This window comes from Mesorhizobium sp. M7A.F.Ca.CA.003.01.2.1 (assembly GCF_003998945.1).
Lineage (GTDB): Bacteria > Pseudomonadota > Alphaproteobacteria > Rhizobiales > Rhizobiaceae > Mesorhizobium > Mesorhizobium ciceri.
Map to the genome: position 1 here is coordinate 1 of NZ_RZRA01001410.1, position 917 is coordinate 917.

Annotated in this window: 2 protein-coding genes; one reads left to right on the forward strand and one right to left on the reverse strand. The window is 64.2% G+C overall.

Features of this window, described 5'->3' with window-relative positions:
* Window positions 1-437 (reverse strand): FixH family protein (locus EN969_RS33070; RefSeq protein ID WP_127419841.1); only part of this gene is annotated, 437 nt, incomplete at its 3' end.
* A 152-nt stretch (window positions 438-589) separates the two neighbouring features.
* Here EN969_RS33070 and EN969_RS33075 point away from each other — a divergent pair.
* On the forward strand, window positions 590-917 hold a 328-nt coding region (locus EN969_RS33075; protein ID WP_245467644.1), incomplete at its 3' end, for a PfkB family carbohydrate kinase.

The following is a 917-nucleotide window of genomic DNA, read 5'->3' on the forward strand; positions in this document are numbered from 1 at the left end:
TTGAACAGTACGGTATCGGAGCCGGCGCCGGATGAGATGGCGAAACGAAGTTGCCACCAGCCGCTCATGGTGAATTTCAGCCCCTCGATGCGGTAACGGCCTTCGCCCAGGTAATCGGTGACCTGCGGGCTGGTCGGCAGGCCGTGATTGTGTTGCGGCATGCCGCCGGAGATGGCGATCGCGGCGCGCTCCACCGAAGCCCCTGTCTTTGTCTTCAGGGTCAGCAGCCAGGATTCCAGTTCGCCCTGCCGCACCACGCCCCGTTCCGGCACGAAACTCGCCACGTACAGCCCGTTGTCGGTTTTCTTCGTCCGCGCGACATCCGGGCCGGCTGGCAGCGACGAACGCGGCGCCGTCAGGAAGACGACCGCGAGAATGCCGACCAGCAAGGCAGCCAGACCAAGACCCGCCAGAAGATAACGCCATATCGATGCCAAACCGGTTCCTCTTCTGCAGACAACGCTCTGCCGAACGGATCGCATCCCGCCAGCCTGTGGGAAAACGCTGTGGCGGAAAAAACCCTGCTTGCCAAGCATGGCGCTGCCGATGGCAAAAAGCTACAGCACCGGGAAGCACTGGAGGATTGTAGATGGCGGGAACCGGCGTCGCCTCGATCGGCGAATGCATGCTCGAACTGTCGGGCCAGACCGGACCGAACTGGCGCATGGGCTTTGCCGGCGACACGTTCAACACGCTGTGGGCGCTGCACGCGCTGAGCACTGAGCGGCCGGCAACCTATGTCTCGGCCTTCGGCGACGATCCGTTCTCGCAAGCCCAGATCGATTTCTTAGGCCAGAACGGCATCGGCATCGGCTCCAGCCCGATCATAGCGGGCGCACGGCCTGGCCTCTATGCCATCACGCTGACCGGGGCCGAGCGTTCCTTCACCTACTGGCGCGGCGACGCCGCCGCGCGGC